The organism is Endozoicomonas euniceicola, assembly GCF_025562755.1.
Classification (GTDB): Bacteria; Pseudomonadota; Gammaproteobacteria; order Pseudomonadales; family Endozoicomonadaceae; genus Endozoicomonas_A; species Endozoicomonas_A euniceicola.
The window spans coordinates 1,239,767-1,260,144 of sequence record NZ_CP103300.1; the positions used below are offsets into that span (position 1 = coordinate 1,239,767).

Sequence of the window (20,378 nt, forward strand, 5' to 3'; positions counted from 1 at the left end):
CCATTAGTTATAAGCCCTGCGAGAAAAAATACAGTATTCGCCAGCAACAGGATGAGTACTGTATTTATCTTGTTATTAGAGAGCCACACTTACCATGACGCCCAACATGCGACAGGTTCGAATCGACAAGTCGTTCCACAGCCTGTTTTTCCTGAGTGCCCTGGTCAGCACCTTTGCCGTAGCCACCATTGCCGTTTTTATCTTTATTGAAGGATTACCGGCTCTTCAAAGCGTTGGTGTTGGAAATTTTGTGACCGGCTCCAGCTGGAACCCACCCGGTTATTTTGGCATTCTGCCCATGATCAGCGGATCGCTTCTCTCTACCGCTGGTGCCATTGCGATTGGTGTACCGATGGGACTGCTGACCGCAGTCTTTCTGGCAGAAATTGCGCCGGAGCGCGTCGCTCATACTCTGCGTACAGCCATTGAACTGCTGGCAGGTATTCCTTCTGTTATTTATGGCTTTTTTGGCCTGGTGGTCATCGTACCGCTGATCGAACAGGTCTTTAATATTCCTGCCGGTAACACGACACTGGCCGGTATTATTGTGTTGGCGATCATGATTCTGCCAACCGTTATCACCCTCTCTGAAACGTCCCTGAGAGCGGTTCCGAAAACATACCGGGAAGGCTCCCTGGCACTGGGTGCCTCGCAAATATTTACCATATTCAAGGTGGTTATTCCGGCTGCCCGCTCCGGTATCCTTACCGGTGTCATTCTGGGTATTGCCCGTGCCATTGGTGAAACCATGGCGATTATCATGGTCATGGGTAATGCGCCCATGATTGCCGGACTGCTGGAACCTTCCCGAACCCTGACCGCCAACATTGCACTGGAAATGTCTTATGCCAGCGGCCTGCATGCCAATGCCCTGTATGCGACGGGTATCGTACTGTTTATCTTTATCATGCTGCTGAACTCCGCACTGCTGTATCTCAACCGTAAGAAGGTGTCCAAATGACCACTCTGGTTTCTGAACAGTCTATTCCTGCGGTTACAGAAGAATCTGTTGACCTGAGAGCAGGACAGAACAAACGACGCATTCAGGACAATATAGTGTTTGCCCTGATCGTACTCTCTACCGTCGGAACCACGGGCATTCTGGCCTGGATTCTCTGGCATATCGTCAGCAACGGCATTGCCCATGTTGACTGGACTTTCCTGACCAGCCACTACTCCCGGACCGGCAGCACCTCCGGTATCTGGCCAATGATCGTCAGCACCCTTTATATGGTGGGCCTGTCCCTCGCCATTGCTGCGCCCATAGGCATTATGGCGGCGGTGTACCTGACCGAATACTCAAAGCCCGGCAGCAGAGTCGTTAAGATGATTCGCTTTGCCACTGAAAGCCTGGCAGGCATTCCTTCAATCATTTACGGTCTGTTTGGTCTGACTCTGTTTGTTTCGACCCTGGGCATGGGCTTTTCCATTCTCGCCGGAGCCATGACCCTGAGTATCCTGATTCTGCCCGTGATCATTCGCACCACGGAAGAGTCTTTGATGTCAGTGCCTCACACTTATCGTGAAGGTTCCTACGCTCTGGGTGCCTCCCGCATTTACACCATCTGGCGTCTGATTCTGCCCAATGCCCTGCCCGGCATTATCACCTCAATCATCCTGTGTATTGGCCGGATTATCGGTGAATCAGCCCCCGTATTCATGACGGCAGGCATGGTGGCACGCATTCCCCACTCTGTATTCGACTCTGGTCGTACACTGACCGTACACCTTTATAAACTGACCACTGAACTGTTTTCCATCAGTGAATGGAATCAGGCGTATGCCACGGCTACCACTCTGGTGCTGATTGTGCTGGGACTGAACATCCTGACCCGTGTGATTTCCAAATATTTCAAGGCTAAATGATATGCGCACTCCTGAGCTGCACCAGAGCAAATTCAAGATTGAAAACCTGAACCTGCACTACGGTGAAAAGCAGGCTCTGTTCGATATCTCCATGAACATTCCTGAAAAGGAAGTCACTGCACTCATCGGTCCTTCAGGCTGCGGCAAGTCTACCTTGCTGCGTACCCTGAACCGCATGAACGACCTGATTCCGGATGCCCGTATTAATGGTTCGGTACAACTGGACAAGCTGGATATCTACGGTCAGATTGATGTGCAACGTCTGCGTATGAAAGTCGGCATGGTGTTCCAGAAAGCCAACCCGTTCCCAATGAGTATCTACGACAACATCACCTACGGACTGCGCGCCCAGGGCATTAGCAACCGGCGCACACTGGATGAAGTGGTAGAAGAGTCACTGCGGGGTGCGGCCCTGTGGGACGAAGTGAAAGACCGTCTGAAAGATTCTGCACTGGGCCTGTCCGGTGGTCAGCAACAGCGTCTGTGTATTGCCCGCACCATTGCCATGAAGCCAGACGTGATCCTGATGGATGAACCCACCAGCGCGCTTGACCCCATCGCCACCGCCCGTGTCGAAGACCTGATGGATAAGCTGAGCAAGGATTTCACCATTGTTATTGTGACGCACTCCATGAACCAGGCGCGCCGTATTTCCAACAAAACCGGTTTCTTCCTGATGGGTGAACTGATCGAGTTTGACGACACTGACAAACTGTTTATGACACCATCGGATGAGCGTACCCACGACTACATCACCGGACGTTTTGGTTAAACGTAATAGAAAAAAAGACCGTACAAGCTTCCGCTGTACGGTCTTTTTTTCAGTGTTTTATCAAAAGCTTTTCAGGAACGATCCTGAACCAGTATCCAGGGGCGCACGACGACACTCCATAGCTCCGGGTTCAACTTATGCCATTCAAGCGCCTGCTGGTCAGTCACCTTTCCTAACTGCCCACTTTCAAGCCACCTCTGTACCTGCCCTGTATCATCTTTTGCAAAAGCACAACCAGCCTCAAGCAAATCCAGCGACTCAGCAACGTTCAACACAATACCCTGTGCGAAAAAGCGTTCCAGCTCTAGCCACGAGATACGGGCGGTTTCAAGATTGAGTTTTTCTTTTACTTCCATAAGCCTTCTTTAAAAATGCCTATATAGGTGTTCAAAGCGCCTTTTCTTTATCCCCAGCAGGCATTCTTTTATCAAAGCCTTACCTATCGCAATAACAGTAACGGTGAAAACAAAGACAGTACCAGCGCCAACAATACCGACAACAGCATACCATAGCAATAATCCAAATTCGGCAATGGTGTTTTTCCAGTTCTGGCAGTCACCTGTCAGCTCATCAAGGTAGTATCGGGTTGTTTCACAAGTGTCCTTCATAAGGAGAGAAACCGTATACTTCGGATACATGTATCGCCATACGGAGCTTGTCGCTGTACATGGCAACTTTTCTGCACCTGTTCCCGGAGTTTTCTCCTGAGCCTTTAGCAAAGCTGACTGAACAGCATCACGATTCAGGCATTTTTTCATTGCCTGAATATTAACACGTGAAGACTTATCCGGCAGAGTCTCAAAAACAGTGCGCTCCCATTTAAATACAGTGGCTCCTGTCGTCGTGTTCAGCGCACAGCCCCCCAGGCAGTCAACCGGATGATTCTCACAGATTTTTTCACCATTCGGACAGGTGGCATCAAACACAATGCCATGCCCGTTGCCTGCCATTACCGGATTGGCGCTTGCCGAAAAAGAGGCAAGGCTTATCGAAAGGAAAAAGAGTCCACTCATCAGGACAACAACCATTACTGCTACCACCCGGAATTCAATGAAAGAAAGCACAACAGTTCACCTTAGAGCTTGCCGAAAAAAGCGATTCCAGAATGGCACAAAATCAAACACTCGCAAACGACAGGGAGGATATCAATGCTGAGCACAACCAGCCTCAGCCAAATCCAGCGAACCGCTAATGAGGTGCATATCCACGGCACGTTCTCTGTATACTGGTATAGCCACTGACTAAGATGTCCCCAATGGTAATCAAATTGCCGCACCCGATACATCTTCCTATCTGAGCGGTTATAAAATAGCTCATTATCGCAGCTGCAACACCGGCAAAAGCATACCCAAACAACAATAAACCTTCGTTCACTGAATTTTTCCAATCCTGACAGCTGCCTGTCAGCTCATTAAGATAGTCACCAGCTGTATCACAAGTGTCCTTCGCAAGGAGAGAAACCGTATACTTCGGATAGATATAGCGCCATACGGAGCCTTTCACTGTACATGGCAACTTCTCTGCACCCGTTCCCGGAGTTTGCTCCTGAGCCTTTAGCAAAGCTTCACGAACAGCATCACGACTCAGGCATTTTTTCATTCCCTGAATATCAACACGTAAAGACTTATCCAGCTGAGTCTCAAAAATAGTGCGTTCCCATTGAAATACGGTGGCCCCTGTCGTCGCGTTCAGCGCGCAGCCTCCCAGACAGTCAACCGGATGATTCTCACAGACCTTTTCACCGTTCGGACAGGAGGCATCAAACACAATGCCATGTCCACTGTCTGTTATTACCGGATTGGCCATTGCCGAAAGAGAGGCGAGACTTATCGAAAGGAAAAAGAGTCCACTCATCAGGACAGCGACCATTACTGCTGCCGTCCGGAATCCACTGAAAGAAAACACAGCAATTGACCTCAGAGCTTACCGAAAAAAGCGATTCCAGAATGGCACAAAATCAGACAATCACAAGCAACAGGGAGAATATCAAAGCTATTAAGCGTGAACCCATATTTAAGCTTCATTTTTGGCGGTACATACTGAATTAAGGCATTAACAAAAATTACAAGTTGAAGAGACTCGCCACTTTCTTTGCAGCTGCCACCCCCCTCAGTTTTCCCATACCCTTGTCATAGTGCGGGTTGACAGCAAGTTTAAGCTTGTGTGACATCAAAGGCCAGACAGGATTGCGGTAGTGGGGTAAACCTGTTATATTGCATGGATGTCAATGCCAAATTCGATTTTGTTGATCAACAGGCCAATAACAATATCGTGCATTTGCTCTAACTTTGAAAAACATATTGTCTTTCTGGTCAGACGCTTAATCCAAGTTCTAAAATTCAGGTTTTTACGTTCAATTTTCTGAGTATTCTCTTTTCCGATGATGTGACTACTTTCGTCGATATTACGCTCATAGGCTCCCCAATCATCAGTATAAAATTTCTTGATACCAAATGGCTCAAGAAGCTCTTTTAGTTTTTTGAAAACCTCATCCTTTCGTTTCCCAAAAACGTAAGCCAAAACAGTATTGGTCGCATGATCAACTGCATGCCAAAGCCAACGCTGGTTACTTTTTTCAAACACATAAGACCACTGTTCATCTATCTCGGCCTCTTGGCAGGCGAGGCCTACGTGAATTACAGCACCCGTTCCAAGATCCATTTTCTGAATATTGGGATTAACTTGAACTAAGCCTTTCTCTTTTTTTTAATGTGTTTATTACTGTTTTTTTATTGATTCCTAAAACCCTGCTTGTATCCCTGATGCCGCCACCATTAATTGCCATATCGACGACTTTTTCTTTAACGCCTGGCTCATAAGCTTTGTACCGGTACTCAAGCATAAAGGACTTGGTTTCACATTCAGCATTACAGCAAAAGTAGCGAGGAACATTATGAGCACTGTAGCCAAAGCTTTTAACGTCATTACCGCCACATTTAGGGCAGTGAACTGGTGTGGAGCACATTTTCATATCGCTCTATGATAAATACGGCATACGCCGTATTTTAGCAAACAACTACAAAATATCAGGTTTGCCCCACTACCCCCTCCACATTTTCCGGCCAGACAACGCCTACAACATTGCTGTTGGGAATACTATGCATGAAACAGACCTCACAGAGTTTCGGAAGAATTGGATATTTCGGATAAGAACTGAGGTCATAGGCCGGGGACGGTATGGCAAAGCCAGTAAAATAAGCGGCATCGATAAGATAAACGCAACCGCAAACAGAGTCTTCACAATATCGAGCAGCTACGTCTGCACAGATAGTGGCTGAAACACCCTCAAGACCCGTATAGCAGTATGGATTTACCGACCCCGTCATAGTTTGCAGCTGGCGCATTGTCCTAAGGGGCCTTCGCATAACAAACCCCTGGTTAAAAATGATATTCGGGGGTCTGCCGTCCCCCCGGAAAACATAGCCTCCGATAAAATAACAGACTGCACCAAACTCATTTGAGCCAACAGCCGGAACACGGCGGGTACCTAGAATTTGCGTAGTATTCTGAAATTTTTCCGGGTTGGTCAATAGCAGTACATTGTCTGATGAATAAATATCATTATCAGGCACGGCAGCATTTCTTCATGGCTGCTGCCGGGTCGCAGCGACAACCACTTCACGCACGCACACATTTTGCGGTTGCCCATAAGCAAAGGACACGCAGGCGGCAATATCCCCCGCAGTGACGGCTCCTCCAATACTGTCTTTCCAGCCTTCATAGCCGTCTTTAATATCCTCAGAAGTCGTGTGACTTAACAGTTCTGTTTCTACTGCACCCGGTGCAATGACAATAACACGAACATTGTCGTTCGCTACTTCTTCCCTCAGGGTTTCACTTAAACCATGAACCGCAAACTTGGTGCCACAGTATGCGGTATGGTTTGGGAACCCTTTAACGCCAGCCACAGAACTGATATTGATAATCGTGCCACCCTTGCGCGCCTGCATTGGCTTCAACACCGCATGAATGCCATTTAGTACGCCTTTAACATTCACATCAATCATTCTGTCCCACTCTTCCGGGTTCTGTTCTGCGGCAAAACCCAGCAACATTATGCCTGCGTTGTTTACCAGGCACTCAGTGGGTCCATACTTCGCCTCCGCTTCTTTAACCGCTGCTGCAACGGCAGCCCGGTCAGTGACATCGACTTTTCTGCACAGAGCCTCCGGCAGATTCAGGGCTTCCAGCCGCTCAATCCGTCTTGCCAACAGAAGCAAAGGGTGACCCTGTTCACTAAACTGACGGGCAATCGCCTCACCAATGCCGGAGCTGGCGCCTGTTACTACGATTAATGGCTTGCTCATTGGTTTTCTCCTGTTCGCCTTGTCGTTTCAAAAAACGCTACTGTGACTGCTCCCCACCCTATCGGGTGAGGCTTCTGATTTCTTAGGCAGCAACCGACAGTCTGCCGGATTTACGCAAGCCTCCATCAGCAGAAACGGACAGTCCTTCCGCCTTTAATTTCAATATGCCTTGCTTCTTGATATTGCGAGCTGCATTAATATCCCGGTCATGGATAGCACCACAGCTACACTCCCATGATCGGATTCTCAATGGCATTTTTTCCTGTTTCAAATCGCAGACTGAGCAAGTTTTAGAGGATGCAAACCACTGGTCTATCTTCACCAGATGTTTACCTTCCTGCTTTGCCTTGTATTCGAGTTTGGTTATCAGTGAGTGCCAGCCAGCATCAGCAATAGAACGAGCAAGACGCTTGTTCTTGAGCATGTTTTTAACTTTCAGTGTCTCCACAATCACCGCTTGGTTTTCGTCGATGAGTTGTTTTGATAGCTTATGCTGAAAATCATTACGGGCAAAGGCTACACGCTCATGCGCCTTTGCCACCAATAAACGGGCTTTGTGCCTACCTTTTGAGCCTTTCTTGCAGCGAGATAGAGCCTGTTGTTTTCTTTTCAGGTTACGTTGTGCTTTTTTCAGAAAGCGAGGATTGCCAGTCTTATGGCCGGTACTGGTGATAGCCAGATCAGTAATCCCCATATCAACACCGACAACCTGATTAGCTTCAAGATTATCAATCTGTTTTGGTTGTTCCTGGGTATCATCAGCCAATATGGAGGCAAAATACTTGCCGGTTAGCGTTCTGCTCAGGGTGATAGACTTCACCTTACCCACTATTTCACGATGCACTTTAGCCCTTATGGGCTTGCGCTTGGGGATTTTTATCCAGTTATCGCCCACAGAGACAGACGTACAATGGTAGCTACTTTGCTTGCCATGCTTTTTCTTGAAGCGAGGAAATCTTGCCTGCAATTTGGGATTGAAAAAGTTTTGAAAGGCCGTATCCAGATTGATAGTGGCCTGTTGCAGTGCAATAGAGTCAGCGTTTTTCAGCCATGAGTACTTTCGGCTTTTCTTGGCTTTTGCCAGCAAGGGCTTCAGGTGTTTTTTGGGAGAAAGGCTCTGCCCACGAACCTTGTAATAATGAACCTTAATAGCCAGGGCCTTGTTCCATACGAACCGCACAGCATCAAACTGACGGTCGAGAAATTCCGCCTGCTCTGATGTTGGATAGATTCGTACTTTGGTGGCTCTCAGCATGGAACGTTATTTCAGTGCTCATTAATATAAAATTTATATTATAGGTATTTGAAAGAGGTTTTCAAGTGAGCGCACACAATAAAGATTTGCTTAAAGGGTATCTTCGCAAACGACATAGCGTTACCAAGCTGGTTGTTCATTTGGTGTTCACGACAAAGTACAGGCGAAAGCTTTTTGATGGCTATATGATCAAGCAGTTACGGGAGTCGTTCGAGAGTGCATGTGAAAAACTGGAATGCCAGTTACTTGAAATGGATGGCGAAAAAGATCACGTACACCTGTTGGTGGCCTACCCACCAAAACTGGCTATCAGTGTCATGGTAAATAATCTCAAATCAACATCATCAAGACGGTTGCGAATGCTGAATACCCACCTTACTGCTCAGAGCAAAGCAGGCTTAATGTGGTCAAGGTCTTACTTTGCTTGCAGTGCTGGCGGTGCAACTATCGAGACTCTGAAGGACTACGTTAATAGCCAGAGTACACCAGATTGATGGCGGAAGGCTCTGCGCCTTCCCGTCTTATATCCCCGCCCGCATTGGGCGAGGGTTTACGACGATTTTGCTAAACGGCCAGTAGACAGGCAATCTTTCGGGGCAAGCCTGGAAGCACTGAGGGCATTGGAACTAATTACCCTCCCGCCTGTCTTAATAAGAGCTGTTACTCACTGTGCAAAATCATATCAATAACAGCAGTTCATTTTTGGTAACTACTCATTTTGGGGAGGCTAATGCGCTCATTTTGAGAATGTACTTCCTGATTTTACCGGGCTGTACTAATCGAAGGCGAAATTTGTCTACAAATTCGAAGCAGTTACCATCTTTTTTCAGCCTTTTTGGCCAAAAAAGACACATTCTAAAAATACGCAATATTGAGGATATATTAATGGACATAGCCATTTCCAAACTTCGTGTAATCTGTTTTTTTCTTACCACCTCATTGTGGTTCTGCACTGCGGTTGCGGATGTAAAAGACAACGTCAAACTGATAGAAATTTCTGCTGAATATGATTCCAACTCCACAGCAAATCGAAACAACTATTCTATCCTGGAGCAAATTATGTTCCCTGCTCAGAAACTTTATAAAGAAAGAAACTACGCTGAATACTCCAAAAATAAAATAAGCCGAATTAAAGCAGTGCTCGAGGCTGGGGCAGACATTAATTATCAGGAAAACGGATATTACCTCTATTCGCCCAGTGCATTACTAAAATCATCTGATTTTATCTCTAATACGGCACTAGGGTTACATGACCTCACAAAGAACTTTGTCTATTATCACCTGGCAAACATGAATAATAAAGAAATGTATCGGGAAAATACACCTGCTGAACCTGTGATAGGCGAAATGGGTTACTATGCTCTTCCCTTATTTCATGACCCCAAAGGGGTTAGCGGGAATACAGCTCTGATTTTTTCAGTTCGAGAAGGATTGCCTGATGTGGTGAAACTTCTTTTAGACAAAAAGGCAAATGCTAATTTGGTTAACAAGAACAGTTTTAGCGCTCTTGATTACGCTATAAAATTTATGAACATGTATAAGAGTGAACTTAAAAATCCAAAAAACTTTTATGATAAAAAAATCAACCGGATATATTTTCAGCGCTTTCAAGACATTGCATGTATGTTAAAACCTATTACTAAGGTCAGCATATATAAAGACATAGAGCTGAATTGCAACTCAGCTGATTAGCAGGTAGTAACTCGTCCCCCAAGTTGACATCCTCCCCGCCCTAAAGGACGGGGATTCCTACAGCTAGACGGCGATGCCCCGCCGCAAGAATGACTCTGGCGCTGTTTACGTCGCGCAAATGTTCAGCTCCGCACTCTGAACAGGCCCATTCTCTTATTCCAAGACCTGCCCTACCTTTCGGACTACTGTCGGGTATCTTCCAACAGTTCGAGCAAGTCTGGGTGGAGCCAGCTTCGTTGACGACCTCAAAAAACACGCCTGCGTGATCGCATTTATATTCCAGCATGGTTTTCAGCATTCCCCAGCCAGCATCCAAAACCGATTTCGCTAGTTTGGTTTTGGTCATTGCCAGACTGGACACATTGCCAACGAAAATTGCCGCATTCTCATTGACGAGCTTACGGCTGTATTGATGCAAGATATCTTGCCTTCTGTTTTTGATTTTGGCGTGAATCGCCTGAACCCGTTTTTTATTCCTAGCTCTCTGGGCTATACCCAGTTTCGCCTCAAGCGCTCTGTACTCACGACCTTTAACACCGTCGCCGTTAGAGTCTGTTGCAGCCTCCTTGCAGCCCAAATCAATACCTACTGAAGACTCACCCTCTGTTGCTTCTGTATCAACATCAACAACAACATTGAAATACCAACGGCCACGCACGTCTTCATTGAAACTGGCCGAGCGAAACTTGTACCTACTCAAACCGTAAGAATCCCAAACTGAGAAGTAATGACCGTTATGAAATACCTGACCACTCTTCCACTTTGCTTGACCCGTGTTGACTGGAATCCAGCCGAGAGAACGACGAACGCCGTTTGACTTGCGCCAGTTCAGCTTGGCTTTTTTGAATTGCTTCCGGCGAGTAACATATTCAGCGGCTATGCACTGCAAAGATTGGCTGTGCAAACCCAGTTCCTTGCCTGCTCCCTTGGTGTACGGGTGTATGTCGTAGGCAGACAAAAACTTGCCACGCTCCTTGATAGAGCGAGTACTGAGTTCGTTGATGTAGTTCCAGACAAAGTTAACCGAGCGAGCCATGCCGTTAAGCAAGTACACATGCTTGTCTTTTACCCGAACCTTCAGTGTCTTTGTCTTCTTCATGATCTAAGTATACAATTGGTCTATGAGCAAAACAAATGAATATAGAACTGGCAGGCATTGTGTTTTTAAACTTCACTGCCACTTGGTCTTTGTAACAAAGTACCGCTATAGTGTACTCGAAGGCTATATGTTTCCAGTGCTTAAAAGCCTGTTTGAGAAAGTCTGCGCTGACTTTGAGACAGATTTGGTGGAGTTTAATGGGGAGTCTGACCACGTACATTTGTTGATTAACTACCCGCCAAAGGTTGCTTTATCAAAGTTAGTTAATAGCCTGAAAGGTGTTTCAAGCAGAAGGTTAAAGCTGCATCATCCTGAAGTGGCAAATAGGTACTACAAATCAGCACTATGGAGTCCGAGTTACTTTGCAGCAAGCTGTGGTGGCGCTCCTATAGAGATCATCAAACAGTACGTACAACAACAGAGAACACCACATTAGTCGGCTGTCGCCGACGAGCTTACATCCCCGCACTAAAAGTACGGGGTTTTACGCTCATTCGATAAGTTGCAATAGCCTGAAGCTCACTGACTTTAACCCTTCGGGAGACTATGGAATTGCTGGAAATACCTTGTTCAACGATGGTCAGTCAGCCCGTACTCTACACCTTTCGCCGCTGCCCTTACGCTATAAGGGCAAGGCTGGCGATTGCGATCAGCCAGCAAACCGTTGAGTATCGGGAGGTTCTGTTACGGGAGAAGCCTGAAGCCATGCTGGCCGCATCACCCAAAGGGACGGTTCCGGTACTGGTATTGCCCGGCGGGCAAGTGATTGACGAAAGCCTGGACATCATGGGGTGGGCACTGAGCCTTAACGACCCGAAACACTGGCTGGCAGGAGATACAGAGCTGATTCAGCAGTGTGACCGGGAATTCAAGCCCTGGCTCGACCGGTATAAATACGCTGACCGCCACCCGGATCATTCTGTTGAATACTATCGTCAGCAGGGCGAACGCTTTCTATCCCTGCTCGAAGGCCGTCTGCTACAAACCACAGGGCTCAGTGCCAACCACCTGAGCATCACCGACTATGGCATTGCCCCGTTTGTTCGCCAGTTTGCTCATGTGGATCGGGACTGGTTCTATAGCAGCCCTTACTCAGAACTTATCCGCTGGCTGAATAATATTCTCGGCTCAAGCCTTTTTCGGTCAGTCATGAACAAGCGGGCGGTCTGGCAACCGGCCAGGAAATAGCGGCCAGATGCCTGATGAAAGACTTCATCAAGCCTTTCTGTACCGAACTTATCTCACCTTTGATTGTCCAATGCCTGTCGAACCCACGTCTCAGAGGCTTAACCATTGGAAGGAAGTCAGCCAAAACCCGGAATATATCCGGGGCAGCCATTAACTAACACTACGACGCCTGAAGAGAAAGCCAGGGGGTTGGATGTTACCCCCTACACAGGAGCCTCAAGTGACAGACCCGATGACTCCATACCTCCGGCAATACCTATAGAGTTTCGTCTGTCAACTAAAATTGCCCAAACACAGGATACAATACTGCCTTCCGCCCTCTCACCCATTGCGTCAAGCCCTCCGGACGAAGGAGCGCCAGCCATTGAGCAGCCGAAATGGTCATCACCTTACGGTTACTTCAGCCGACGACGCTCCAGTCAGTTGAGTACTGACTCTCAGGGGAGTGAACCGACGCCGCACTTTCTATCTGTACAGTCCAGATTCGGTTCGTTCCGGCAATGTCGTAGTGCATCCTTAACAGAGACCAGCTCAATAACACTGCCATCGACATTGACCGGATCATTGGTTCAGGGCAAGGAGCGGGGTGATCTGCCTGGCAAAAAAATACTTCAACGTAGTCGCTCGATGCCCGTTTCTTCGCCTCCCAAACTGGAGCGCCAGCTAACCCCCCCGGAACTACTGAAATACATGGATGAACTGCCGGACATCGGGGGGCTTGATGCCGTTCGGTCTTATCCTGGTCAGGGTATTCCAAAGGAACATCTGAATGAACTTGCTCAAACCTGCAGAGTGTTCCGGCTGGTTATTGCTATCAGACCGTTTCCGGAGACCGCTACACTGCCTGCTCTGGATGGCGCTAAATCCAAGGCATTGCATTACAAACTGAAGTCCTCAACATGGGGAGCGCAGTCACCCTATCTACCCGCCAATCAGAAATACGGCAAACTCTTTGATGCTCCCGCCGACAAACTGCACAAATTTCAGGGTTATGCCGACGAACGGGCTGATGAAGCCGTACAGCTGAAGCAAACCGATCAACACCTGAAGAATTTACAGACGCTAAAGCTACCGGGTTCCGATGTACCCCTCATTGAACATCTGAAATACCTTGCAGACAATCAGATCACCTTTCAGTGCCGGCCATTACCCGAATATGAACCTTTTTTTTACCGGGGTACAAAAACAGAAGACGGCGAATGGCTTATCGACATACAGGAAAACGATGAATTTGTACCGCTTAAGGTGATTCCACTGATACCGGATTATGACCTTTGCTTCCTTTATTCCCTGCAGGAAGATCTTGACCTGTCTGGCAAAGACAAAGTGCCAGTGCCAGACATTAACCCGGATGAAATTCGCAAACGGGTAGCCCGACTGGAAGGGAAAGCATTATCAGAGCAGTCAAAAGCGGAGTTCGCAAAAATACAGCTAGAGGTTCAGAGTCTGAAGTCCTTCCTGAAAAAAATGGATCAGGTTTATGGCAACCTGACCAGACAGGAAGAACGTTATTTACGTGCGCTCAACTACGCCATAGGGCGCACCAGCCGGAACCCGATGTTCCATCATGGGGCCGATAACAACAATCCGGTTTCTGATCTCGACAGCAACTTCCCCTTAACAGTGGTTCTGCCCAGAATCATTGCCCCCCTGACAGAACGTTTTTACATCATCGAAGATGAAAAGCAGCTGAAGGCCTTTATCAACCTCCTGAAAGACAGTGGCTACTATGCCCCTACCAACCCGTCATGGGGAAGCATTCACCGTGTTCGCAGCAAAAGCTTCCGACGATACAGCGCAGTGGTGGGCGAACCAATGATTCTAACCAAACGGCACTAGTCCATTGGACCCTGTTCACAGGCTAAGGTCTGTGGAATTCTACGATGCACCAGACACCCAATATGGATATAATCACGCAGATTTTTTAATTACGCCTTTTGGAACGTAATCCGGAATATCCGGACAATAACCATAGGCTTTAAAGGTATTTAACGCCAAATGCAGTTTCGGCAGTATCGACCCCGCCCTGCCGGTATCTGGAAACTTGTAGAGCGGCTATTTTAAAAACTCCGCTATGGACTGAATGAACAATGGATCAAATAAGTGAACTGGTGCTGATTCTTGTCAGCGCCATACTGGTCAATAACTTCGTACTGGTGCAGTTCCTGGGGCTGTGTCCGTTTATGGGGGTCTCCAATAAGCTGGAGTCCGCCATGGGCATGTCCCTGGCGACCACGTTTGTACTGACCCTGGCTTCAATTTGCAGCTATCTGACGTATAAATATCTGCTGATCCCGCTGGGCCTGGAATTTCTGAAGACGATCTCCTTTATTCTGGTCATTGCCGTGGTTGTGCAATTTACAGAGATGGTAGTACGTAAAGTCAGCCCCCTGCTGCATCGGGTGCTGGGTGTTTTTCTGCCCCTGATCACCAGTAACTGCGCCGTACTGGGTGTGGCACTGTTGAACAGCAACCGCATGAACAGCTCTCTGGTGGACTCTGCCACTTATGGCTTTGGCGCAGCCGTGGGCTTTTCCCTGGTGCTGGTACTGTTTTCTGCCATGCGCGAGCGCCTTGCCGCTGCCGACGTGCCTGCACCCTTTCGGGGAGCCGCTATCGGTATGATCAGCGCTGGCCTGATGTCGCTGGCTTTCATGGGCTTTACCGGTCTGATCAGGCTGTAAGGGAGAATACGACGCCAACATGGAAATTATTGTTTATGCCATTATCGCCCTGCTGGCCCTGGCACTGATTTTCGGTGCCATACTGGGCTTTGCCAGTGTGCGGTTTAAAGTGGAAGGCAATCCAATTGTTGACCAGATCAACGAACTGCTGCCCCAGACCCAGTGTGGACAATGCGGCCATCCCGGCTGCCGCCCTTACGCAGAAGCCATTGCCAATGGGGAAGCCATTAACCGCTGCCCTCCGGGCGGGCAGGCGACGATCAACGCCCTGGCCGATCTGCTGGATGTTGAAGCCGAGCCCCTGGATGCTGAGAGCGGTACCGAAAAGCCTGTCAGTGTCGCCTTTATTCGTGAAGACGAGTGCATTGGCTGCACCAAGTGTCTGCAGGCCTGCCCGGTGGACGCCATCCTTGGGGCTGCCAAACAGATGCACACTATTTTGAGTGATGAATGCACGGGTTGTGATCTGTGTGTCGAACCCTGCCCTGTTGACTGTATAGAAATGCGCCCTATTGAAGTAACCACAAGAAGCTGGCGCTGGGAGCTGCCGGAGCAGTCTCCGGCCTTTACCGGACTTTCTGACGAAAACCTGATTGCTACTGACCAGCGGGGGCAGGCTGTATGAACACGTCCCTGATCGACCTGAAACAAGTCAACGCCAGAGTATGGCCCCTGACCGGCGGTGTGCATCCACCGGAAAACAAACACCAGTCTACCGGCCTGCCCATTAAGCCTGCGCCACTGCCTGAACGTCTGATATTACCCCTGTCGCAACATGCGGGTTCGCCTGCGGAACCCGTGGTGCAGGCTGGTGACAAAGTGTTGAAAGGTCAGCTGATCGCCAGGGCAACCGGCTTTGTCAGTGTGCCCTTACATGCGCCTACCTCCGGAACCATCAAGGCCATTGAACCTCATGCCATTCCTCACCCGTCCGGAATGAACGACAACTGTATTGTTATTGACAGTGATGGTGAAGACCGCTGGTGTGAACTGAATCCAATAGAAGACTACCGTCAGACAGACCCTGAACGGCTGGTTGAAGTGATTCGCAATGCCGGTATTGCTGGTTTGGGGGGAGCGGGTTTTCCATCGGCCATCAAGCTGGCTCCGAAAAACCCGGTTCACACCCTGATTCTTAACGGTACCGAGTGCGAACCTTACATCACCGCTGACGATATGCTGATGCGGGAACGGGCTGAGCAGGTGATCGCCGGTGCTGAAATTATGATGCACCTGCTGAAGACCGAACGTTGCCTGATCGGTATTGAAGACAACAAGCCGGAAGCGGTTTACGCCATGAGAACAGCACTGGCACAGCGTAAGGGTCACACGATCAAAGTGGTGGTGTTCCCGACCCGTTACCCGTCCGGTGGCGAGAAACAGCTGATACAGATTCTGACCGGGCAGGAAGTCCCTTCCGGTAAACTGCCTGCGGACCTGGGCATTGTCGTACAAAATGTGGGGACTGCGGCCGCTATTGAAGAGGCCGTTGTCCATGGTCGTCCACTGATTTCCCGAATCACCACCCTGACCGGTGAAGCCTTGCAGACGCCGCAGAATCTGGAAGTTCTGCTGGGTACACCGGTTCACAATTTACTTCAGGTGACGGGACTCAAGCAGGAACGACTGAAGACCCTGATCATGGGTGGCCCGATGATGGGCTTCACAATGGACGACGCCGATGTACCGGTGACTAAAACCAGTAACTGTGTCATTGCCGGCAGCGACATGGAGTTTCCGTCAGCACCGCCTGCCCAGGCCTGTATTCGCTGTGGTATGTGCGCAGAAGCCTGCCCGGCGTCTCTACTGCCACAACAGTTGTACTGGCACGCCAAGGCAGAAAACCACGACCAGCTGAAACACCATAACCTGTTTGACTGTATCGAATGCGGTGCCTGCTCTTACGTATGCCCAAGCAGTATTCCACTGGTGCAATACTACCGGGCTTCCAAAGGTGAAATACGCAACCTTGAAGCCAAACACGCAAAATCAGAACGTTCGAAAGTCCGTTATGAAAACCGCCAGAATCGTCTGGAACGTGAAAAGGCAGAGAAAGAAGCACGACGCAAGGCAAATGCTAAGAAAGCCGCCCTGCTGAAAGCACAGAAAGCAGCCGGTGCAACCCCGGCCACCACTGAAGAAACCGATCCGGTGAAAGCCGCTATCGAACGCGCCAGGGCGAAGAAGGCAGCTGGCTCTTCTGGTGCTGGAGGAGCAGCAGGTAAGCAAGAGCTCACTCCCGAGCAGAAGAAGCTGAAAATTGACCTGTCTATGGCCAATGCTCAACTGAAGAAGACCCAGCGGGCACTGAGCAAAGCGGAAGCAACCGGTGAAGGTGATACCAGTAAGCTGAAAGCCAATGTGGAAATGCTTCAGACGCAGGCCGGGAAACTGCAAAAGCAGTTTGATGCTGCCATGTCTGCCCCGCCTGCGGCTAAACCGGCACCCTCTCCTGAAGACAAAAAACTGAAGATCGAGCAGGCGATGGCAAAAGCTGCCTTGAAGAAAGCGGAACGTGCTCTGGCAAAAGCGCTGGAAGAAAGCAGTGCAGAAACCCGGGCGCTTCAGGAAACAGTTGACGAATGTCGTAAGAAACTGGAACAGCTTGTTCAGGCACCTTCTACTCAGCACGCAAGTACTCAGCACACAAGTACTCAACCCGCAAGTCAGACGAGTCAGTCCAAAGCAGCAAAACCAGCACAGACGGATGAAGCCAAAAAGCTGAAAATTGAAAGCGCCATGGCCAAAGCCGCCCTGAAAAAGGCACAGAGGGCTTTGGATCAGGCCGATTCAGTTACGCCTGAGCTGGAAGCGGCATTAAAGGCTGCTCAAAAGAAAGCTGAAGCTGCTCAGAAAGCGCTTGAAGCACATGTTTGAAACGGTTGCTGAGGGTTTATCTCTCAGCCCGCTTACTATCTGGTAAAAAAGATGACTCTGGTTCGACAGACATCCCCCCACGCTCGTGGGCCCAACAGCACACAGCAAGTGATGAAACTGCTGTTAATAGCAGCGATTCCCGGCATTCTGGCACAGACCTGGTTCTTTGGCTGGGGGGCATCGATCAACATAGTCTGGTGCTCCCTGGTAGCACTGGGAGCGGAAGCACTGATCCTGAAGATGCGAAACCGCCCACTGTTTTTTTTCCTGTCCGACGGCAGCGCCATTGTTACCGCCGTGTTAATGGCGCTGGCTCTGCCACCCTTTGCGCCTTGGTGGCTGACCCTGACCGGTGTCGCCTTTGCCATTATTATTGGCAAGCAACTGTACGGCGGACTGGGTAATAACCCGTTTAATCCGGCCATGCTCGGTTATGTGCTGCTCCTGATCTCATTTCCGCAGGAGATGACCCACTGGCAGGCACCAAACGGGCTGGAAGGGTATGTTGGCGGTTTCACCGATGCCTTTGAGCATATTTTCCCGATCTTCAAAGATACTTCTCAGCTGGATGCCATCAGTATGGCAACGCCGCGCACCCGGAGCATGATGATCGCACAGCTTCAGCCGGATGCCATCAGTATGGCAACGCCGCTGGACATTGTTCGTGAAAACACCACCCTGACCATGGCGGAGCTACGTGAGGCCAACGATATCCTGGGAACCTTTGCTGGCAAAGGCTGGATGTGGGTGAACATCGCCTACCTGCTCGGCGGTTTGTTCCTGCTGTATAAGAAAGTCTTCACCTGGCATGCTCCGGTGGGCATGCTGGCTGCCATGACCGTTATGGCAACCCTGTTCTGGGGCGGTATCGGTTCCGGTAGTAATGGTTCGCCACTGTTCCATCTGTTCAGCGGTGCTACCATGCTCGGTGCATTCTTTATTATTACCGACCCGGTCAGTAGCGCCACCAGTACAAAAGGCCGACTGATCTTTGGCGCACTGATTGGTGTACTGACTTATGTGATCCGTGCCTGGGGTGGATATCCGGACGGTGTCGCCTTTGCCACACTGCTGCTGAACATGGCAGCGCCCACCATTGATTATTACACCCAGCCTCGCACCTACGGTCATAAAAAGGCTAAAAAGGGACTGCCGAAGACGGATTAATGGTTATGAGTGAAACGACACCAACAGAACAGACAACTGCAAAACAGACACTGGTAAAAAGCATTGCCCGCAACAGTCTTGGACTGGGGCTGTTTGCTGTATTAACCGTCGGGCTGATCTCCAGCACCTATGTGCTTACCGAAGGTCGCATTGCCAGCCAGGTTCGTGCGTTTGAAGCAAGGGCACTGATGGAAATTCTGCCGCTACACACCCACGACAACTCTCTGCTGGATACCCGGATCAGCCTGCCGCCAGAACCATTGCTGGCTAATACCACGGAAAAGGATGGCTATGTCGCCTTTCGTGGCAACCAGCCTGTTGCGGTGATTCTGCCAGCCACTGCGCCAGACGGTTATTCTGGTCGTATTGAGCTGCTGGTTGGCATTTATGCCGATGGCACTCTGGCGGGTGTACGAGCGGTTAAGCACAAAGAAACGCCGGGGCTGGGCGACAAGATCAATACCAATGTCACCGACTGGATTCTGGGCTTTAACAGAAAGTCGCTGAATAATCCCAAACCCAGCCACTGGGCTGTCCGTAAGGACGGCGGTAACTTTGATCAGTTTACCGGAGCAACCGTAACACCACGGGCAGTGGTCGCGTCGGTCTACCGCACATTGAATTATTTTGCCGAACATAAGGACGCCCTGTTCAAACAGGGTTTTCAGGCAATGCACAACAGTCAGGACGCTAGAAAGGAGCAAAAAAATGGCTAATGATTCTGCATCCAGAATTGCTCTGAATGGCCTCTGGAAAAACAATCCCGCACTGGTTCAGTTGCTGGGTCTTTGCCCGTTGCTGGGTGTTTCAAACAGTGTCGTCAATGCTCTGGGTCTGGGGCTTGCCACTATGATGGTGGTCATGGGGTCGAACATTGTCGTGTCCCTGATTCGGCATCAGGTCACCGACGCTATTCGTCTGCCGGTGTTTGTGATGGTCATTGCCTCGCTGACCACCTGCATTGAACTGCTGATGCAGGCTTACACCTACGAGCTGTATCGTATTCTGGGTATCTTTATCCCGTTGATCGTAACCAACTGCATTATCCTTGGTCGCGCCGATGCCTACGCTTCTAAAAACCCGGTAGTGCCTGCCGCCTTTGATGGGTTGATGATGGGTACAGGCTTTGCGGCGGTTCTGGTTTTGCTGGGTGCCATGCGTGAGCTGGTCGGTCAGGGGACTCTGTTCTCAGGTATGGATCTATTGTTTGGTCCAATGGCTGAAAACTGGACGCTGGTCGTCTTCCCCAACTACAAGCAGTTCCTGTTTGCCATTCTGCCACCGGGTGCCTTTGTCTTTATGGGCTTTCTGATCGCTTTTAAAAACGTCATCGATAAAAAGCTGGAAGAGGCACGCAAGGCGAAAGAACCGCAGAAAGAGATTGGAAGTCGTCGTGTCCGGGTGACCGGAAGTGTCAGCCAGTAACTCATGATGATAATTGCAAGCCTGTCAGCACCAGCGGGATGATTGC

The 20,378-nt window shown here is 49.4% G+C and carries 23 protein-coding genes; 14 read left to right on the forward strand and 9 right to left on the reverse strand.

The annotated features are described in order from the left end of the window. Positions 1-94 precede the first annotated feature (94 nt). The 3 genes from pstC to pstB are packed head-to-tail and all read left to right on the forward strand — an operon-like array spanning position 95 to position 2,638. A complete protein-coding gene (pstC, locus tag NX720_RS04810) occupies positions 95-961 on the forward strand; it encodes a phosphate ABC transporter permease subunit PstC (RefSeq protein ID WP_262599759.1) in 867 nt (288 codons plus the stop codon). Further along, entirely contained in the window at positions 958-1,866 is a 909-nt protein-coding gene (gene pstA, locus NX720_RS04815) for a phosphate ABC transporter permease PstA (RefSeq protein WP_262599761.1), read from the forward strand. The genes pstC and pstA overlap by 4 nt, the downstream gene beginning before the upstream one ends. Before the next feature lies 1 nt (position 1,867). Beyond that, positions 1,868-2,638: a phosphate ABC transporter ATP-binding protein PstB gene (gene pstB, locus NX720_RS04820; protein ID WP_318654088.1), complete on the forward strand. Its 771-nt coding sequence runs from the start codon at positions 1,868-1,870 to the stop codon at positions 2,636-2,638. Positions 2,639-2,709: 71 nt separating this feature from the next. Here the strand turns inward: pstB and NX720_RS04825 are convergent, their stop codons facing one another. The 8 genes from NX720_RS04825 to NX720_RS04860 all read right to left on the reverse strand — a co-directional run bounded on the left by NX720_RS04825 (position 2,710) and on the right by NX720_RS04860 (position 8,200). Further along, entirely contained in the window at positions 2,710-2,994 is a 285-nt protein-coding gene (locus NX720_RS04825) for a DUF2288 domain-containing protein (RefSeq protein ID WP_262599762.1), read from the reverse strand. Between the two features lie 9 nt (positions 2,995-3,003). After that, on the reverse strand, positions 3,004-3,702 hold the full coding sequence (locus NX720_RS04830) for a hypothetical protein (RefSeq protein ID WP_262599764.1): 699 nt from the start codon (positions 3,700-3,702) through the stop codon (positions 3,004-3,006). A 124-nt stretch (positions 3,703-3,826) separates the two neighbouring features. Then, the gene (locus NX720_RS04835; RefSeq protein ID WP_262599765.1) at positions 3,827-4,492 is read right to left on the reverse strand and encodes a hypothetical protein; all 666 of its coding nucleotides are present in this window, start codon (positions 4,490-4,492) and stop codon (positions 3,827-3,829) included. A gap of 354 nt (positions 4,493-4,846) precedes the next feature. Then, the gene (locus NX720_RS04840) at positions 4,847-5,299 is read right to left on the reverse strand and encodes an IS1 family transposase (protein ID WP_262595740.1); all 453 of its coding nucleotides are present in this window, start codon (positions 5,297-5,299) and stop codon (positions 4,847-4,849) included. Between the two features lie 16 nt (positions 5,300-5,315). Then, positions 5,316-5,609 (reverse strand): IS1-like element transposase, encoded by a 294-nt coding sequence (locus tag NX720_RS04845; RefSeq protein WP_262567266.1) that lies wholly within the window; start codon positions 5,607-5,609, stop codon positions 5,316-5,318. Positions 5,610-5,664: 55 nt separating this feature from the next. Then, entirely contained in the window at positions 5,665-6,210 is a 546-nt protein-coding gene (locus tag NX720_RS04850) for a hypothetical protein (protein WP_262599766.1), read from the reverse strand. Between the two features lie 12 nt (positions 6,211-6,222). Beyond that, positions 6,223-6,945, reverse strand: a complete 723-nt coding sequence (locus NX720_RS04855; RefSeq protein ID WP_262599767.1) for an SDR family oxidoreductase — start codon at positions 6,943-6,945, stop codon at positions 6,223-6,225. Between the two features lie 82 nt (positions 6,946-7,027). Beyond that, complete coding sequence (locus NX720_RS04860) at positions 7,028-8,200, reverse strand: RNA-guided endonuclease InsQ/TnpB family protein (protein ID WP_262599769.1); 1,173 nt, start codon at positions 8,198-8,200, stop codon at positions 7,028-7,030. 65 nt (positions 8,201-8,265) lie between these two features. On the opposite strand from NX720_RS04860, the gene tnpA (NX720_RS04865) reads away from it, so the two are divergent. Further along, on the forward strand, positions 8,266-8,694 hold the full coding sequence (gene tnpA, locus NX720_RS04865) for an IS200/IS605 family transposase (RefSeq protein ID WP_262595354.1): 429 nt from the start codon (positions 8,266-8,268) through the stop codon (positions 8,692-8,694). A gap of 391 nt (positions 8,695-9,085) precedes the next feature. Next, positions 9,086-9,892 (forward strand): ankyrin repeat domain-containing protein, encoded by an 807-nt coding sequence (locus NX720_RS04870; RefSeq protein ID WP_262599770.1) that lies wholly within the window; start codon positions 9,086-9,088, stop codon positions 9,890-9,892. Between the two features lie 40 nt (positions 9,893-9,932). Here NX720_RS04870 and NX720_RS04875 read toward each other — a convergent pair whose 3' ends face one another. After that, on the reverse strand, positions 9,933-10,991 hold the full coding sequence (locus NX720_RS04875; protein ID WP_262599771.1) for an RNA-guided endonuclease InsQ/TnpB family protein: 1,059 nt from the start codon (positions 10,989-10,991) through the stop codon (positions 9,933-9,935). 22 nt (positions 10,992-11,013) lie between these two features. Between NX720_RS04875 and tnpA (NX720_RS04880) the strand changes: the two genes are divergently transcribed. The 9 genes from tnpA (NX720_RS04880) (at position 11,014) to NX720_RS04920 (ending at position 20,332) form a co-directional block, all read left to right on the forward strand. Next, on the forward strand, positions 11,014-11,427 hold the full coding sequence (gene tnpA, locus NX720_RS04880; RefSeq protein WP_262599773.1) for an IS200/IS605 family transposase: 414 nt from the start codon (positions 11,014-11,016) through the stop codon (positions 11,425-11,427). Between the two features lie 140 nt (positions 11,428-11,567). After that, complete coding sequence (locus NX720_RS04885) at positions 11,568-12,179, forward strand: glutathione S-transferase (protein ID WP_262599775.1); 612 nt, start codon at positions 11,568-11,570, stop codon at positions 12,177-12,179. A 105-nt stretch (positions 12,180-12,284) separates the two neighbouring features. Further along, positions 12,285-14,018 carry a CyaA/EF/ExoY family adenylyl cyclase toxin gene (locus tag NX720_RS04890; protein ID WP_262599776.1) on the forward strand — a complete coding sequence of 578 codons (1,734 nt, stop codon included), beginning with the start codon at positions 12,285-12,287 and terminating at the stop codon, positions 14,016-14,018. Positions 14,019-14,278: 260 nt separating this feature from the next. Continuing rightward, entirely contained in the window at positions 14,279-14,863 is a 585-nt protein-coding gene (rsxA, locus tag NX720_RS04895) for an electron transport complex subunit RsxA (RefSeq protein ID WP_262601531.1), read from the forward strand. A gap of 19 nt (positions 14,864-14,882) precedes the next feature. Beyond that, positions 14,883-15,488, forward strand: coding sequence for an electron transport complex subunit RsxB (gene rsxB / locus NX720_RS04900; protein WP_262599777.1), 606 nt, complete (start codon positions 14,883-14,885; stop codon positions 15,486-15,488). Then, positions 15,485-17,740: an electron transport complex subunit RsxC gene (gene rsxC / locus NX720_RS04905; RefSeq protein ID WP_262599778.1), complete on the forward strand. Its 2,256-nt coding sequence runs from the start codon at positions 15,485-15,487 to the stop codon at positions 17,738-17,740. The genes rsxB and rsxC overlap by 4 nt, the downstream gene beginning before the upstream one ends. A gap of 51 nt (positions 17,741-17,791) precedes the next feature. Next, entirely contained in the window at positions 17,792-18,907 is a 1,116-nt protein-coding gene (rsxD, locus tag NX720_RS04910; protein WP_262599779.1) for an electron transport complex subunit RsxD, read from the forward strand. Further along, positions 18,907-19,623 (forward strand): electron transport complex subunit RsxG, encoded by a 717-nt coding sequence (gene rsxG / locus NX720_RS04915; protein ID WP_262599781.1) that lies wholly within the window; start codon positions 18,907-18,909, stop codon positions 19,621-19,623. Before rsxD ends, rsxG begins: the two co-directional genes overlap by 1 nt. Next, positions 19,616-20,332: an electron transport complex subunit E gene (locus NX720_RS04920; protein WP_262599782.1), complete on the forward strand. Its 717-nt coding sequence runs from the start codon at positions 19,616-19,618 to the stop codon at positions 20,330-20,332. Before rsxG ends, NX720_RS04920 begins: the two co-directional genes overlap by 8 nt. The last annotated feature ends 46 nt before the right edge of the window (positions 20,333-20,378 follow it).

Bases quoted from the DNA above. Each gene is read 5' to 3' on its own strand.
- NX720_RS04855 (WP_262599767.1), bottom strand. From the start codon at position 6,945: ATGAGCAAGCCATTAATCGTAGTAACAGGCGCCAGCTCCGGCATTGGT.
- NX720_RS04835 (WP_262599765.1), bottom strand. From the start codon at position 4,492: ATGAGTGGACTCTTTTTCCTTTCGATAAGTCTCGCCTCTCTTTCGGCA.
- NX720_RS04920 (WP_262599782.1), top strand. From the start codon at position 19,616: ATGGCTAATGATTCTGCATCCAGAATTGCTCTGAATGGCCTCTGGAAA.
- NX720_RS04860 (WP_262599769.1), bottom strand. From the start codon at position 8,200: ATGCTGAGAGCCACCAAAGTACGAATCTATCCAACATCAGAGCAGGCG.
- pstA (WP_262599761.1), top strand. From the start codon at position 958: ATGACCACTCTGGTTTCTGAACAGTCTATTCCTGCGGTTACAGAAGAA.
- NX720_RS04870 (WP_262599770.1), top strand. From the start codon at position 9,086: ATGGACATAGCCATTTCCAAACTTCGTGTAATCTGTTTTTTTCTTACC.
- tnpA (WP_262599773.1), top strand. From the start codon at position 11,014: ATGAGCAAAACAAATGAATATAGAACTGGCAGGCATTGTGTTTTTAAA.
- rsxC (WP_262599778.1), top strand. From the start codon at position 15,485: ATGAACACGTCCCTGATCGACCTGAAACAAGTCAACGCCAGAGTATGG.
- pstC (WP_262599759.1), top strand. From the start codon at position 95: ATGACGCCCAACATGCGACAGGTTCGAATCGACAAGTCGTTCCACAGC.
- NX720_RS04885 (WP_262599775.1), top strand. From the start codon at position 11,568: ATGGTCAGTCAGCCCGTACTCTACACCTTTCGCCGCTGCCCTTACGCT.
- NX720_RS04840 (WP_262595740.1), bottom strand. From the start codon at position 5,299: ATGGATCTTGGAACGGGTGCTGTAATTCACGTAGGCCTCGCCTGCCAA.
- NX720_RS04875 (WP_262599771.1), bottom strand. From the start codon at position 10,991: ATGAAGAAGACAAAGACACTGAAGGTTCGGGTAAAAGACAAGCATGTG.
- rsxG (WP_262599781.1), top strand. From the start codon at position 18,907: ATGGTTATGAGTGAAACGACACCAACAGAACAGACAACTGCAAAACAG.
- rsxB (WP_262599777.1), top strand. From the start codon at position 14,883: ATGGAAATTATTGTTTATGCCATTATCGCCCTGCTGGCCCTGGCACTG.
- rsxD (WP_262599779.1), top strand. From the start codon at position 17,792: ATGACTCTGGTTCGACAGACATCCCCCCACGCTCGTGGGCCCAACAGC.
- NX720_RS04845 (WP_262567266.1), bottom strand. From the start codon at position 5,609: ATGAAAATGTGCTCCACACCAGTTCACTGCCCTAAATGTGGCGGTAAT.
- NX720_RS04825 (WP_262599762.1), bottom strand. From the start codon at position 2,994: ATGGAAGTAAAAGAAAAACTCAATCTTGAAACCGCCCGTATCTCGTGG.
- pstB (WP_318654088.1), top strand. From the start codon at position 1,868: ATGCGCACTCCTGAGCTGCACCAGAGCAAATTCAAGATTGAAAACCTG.